Annotated in this window: 2 protein-coding genes; both read left to right on the forward strand. The window is 72.6% G+C overall.

Going from position 1 to position 1,678, the window contains the following annotated elements; genetic code table 11:
• Positions 1 to 331: 331 nt before the first annotated feature.
• A complete protein-coding gene (locus tag x551_RS21850) occupies positions 332 to 544 on the forward strand; it encodes a hypothetical protein (protein ID WP_036234754.1) in 213 nt (70 codons plus the stop codon).
• A gap of 180 nt (positions 545 to 724) precedes the next feature.
• A partial coding sequence (locus x551_RS21855) for an ABC transporter transmembrane domain-containing protein (RefSeq protein ID WP_253950460.1) occupies positions 725 to 1,678 on the forward strand: 954 nt, incomplete at its 3' end.

A 1,678-nucleotide genomic window follows, 5' to 3' on the forward strand; every position in this document is an offset into this window, starting at 1 on the left:
ATCTGGGTTTCCATGGAATGTCGTGTCTCCGTTGTCGATGGACCTTGCCGTCGGGGGGCCCGCCAAGTCCGCTCTTCGGGCGGTGCGTGAAGGCGCATTAGCAATCGCAGGGCCAAGCCGGAGCAACACGCCAAGCCCTTGATTGCGAACGTCTTTTTCAGCAGTGCCGGCGGCGACGGGGGCGCGTGCGGCCGCTCGGGTTCCGCATCTGCCGCAATGCCGGGGCATCGATTTCGGCATTTCCCGCAGGGCGATCACGGTGCGCGGACCGCCGAGGATCGGGTATGGTCGCTGTCTCACGCATTCGCTTCCTCGAGCTCGCGAGTCCCCCATGCCCAGCGAGAACCTGCCCCGAACACCGCATGCCGCCCACCCGACCGAACGCCGGACCGGCCGCGACCGGCGGCGCACCGAGTCGCCCGAACCGCCCGGCGGCCGCGAGCGCCGGCGCAACGTGGAGCCGCGCCAGCCCGACGTGGCCGAGCTCGACCTGTCGCTGTCCCAGTGGGACGCCCTGAACGAACTGCCGACACCGAAGAAGTAGGCCCGATCGCGAGCGACGAGACGAGGCGATGACCGCCGCCGCACCCGCAGGCCGCGCGCCGGTGACGCTGTACCGGGCCCTCTGGCGCCACGCCGAGGCGCGCGCGGGCAGCTGCTCGGCGCAGCCCTGCTGCTCACCACCTCGCAGCTGCTGCGGCTGGCCCTGCCCTGGCTGGCCGGACTGGCGATCAATGCGCTGCAGGGCGGCGACCTGCGCGCCGCCGGCCGCTGGATCGCGGCGCTCGCCGCCCTCTACCTGCTGTCGTGGGCGGCCCACGGCCCCGGACGCATCCTCGAACGCAATGTCGGCCTGCGCGTGCGCGAGGCGCTGGCCGATGCGCTCTACGCACGCATCGCCGCGGCCCCGCTGGCCTGGCATGACGGCCACCACTCGGGCGAGCTGCAGCACCGCGTGCACCAGGCGAGCCGCGCGCTGTCGGACTTCGCGCAGACGCAGTTCGTCTACCTCGCCAGTGCCGTGAACCTGGTGGGGCCGCTGGTGGCGCTGACGCTGCTGTCGCGCAGCAGCGGCGCGCTGGCGCTGGCGGGCTACGTGCTGATCGGCCTGGTGATCCTGCGCTTCGACCGCGCGCTGATGCAGCTGGCGCGCGCCGAGAACGATGCCGACCGGCGCTACGTCGCGGCGCTGCTCGACTTCCTGGCCCATGCATCGACGGTCATCGGGCTGCGGCTGTCCGCTGCGTCGCGCACGCTGCTGGCGCGGCGTCTCGGCGCGGTGTCGGCGCCGTTGCGGCGCAGCGTGCTGCTCAACGAGGGCAAGTGGTGTGCGGTCGACGTGATGGGGCTGGCGCTCACCTGGGCGCTGGTCGCCGTCTACGTGCTGCAGACGCGCACGCCGGGGGCGCAGGCGGTGATGCTGGGTGCGGTGTTCATGGTCTACCAGTACGCCCAGCAGGCGGCGGGCGTGGTGAGCTCGATGGCGGCCCACTTCCAGTCCTTCGCGCGCATGCACGCCGACTACGGCAGTGCTGCACCGATCGAGGCTGCGCCGTCGCGCGCCGCCGACCCGGCCGATGAGCGCATCGACGCCGCTGCCGACTGGCAGGAGCTGGCCGTGGACGGGCTGGCCTGGGACTACGCGGCACGCGACACCGCCGCCGACAGCGGCGAGCGC

It is taken from the genome of Methylibium sp. T29 (genome assembly GCF_000576205.1).
Lineage (GTDB): Bacteria > Pseudomonadota > Gammaproteobacteria > Burkholderiales > Burkholderiaceae_C > Methylibium > Methylibium petroleiphilum.

Coding starts and splice junctions, on each gene's coding strand:
- x551_RS21850 (WP_036234754.1), top strand. CDS start 332: ATGCCCAGCGAGAACCTGCCCCGAACACCGCATGCCGCCCACCCGACC.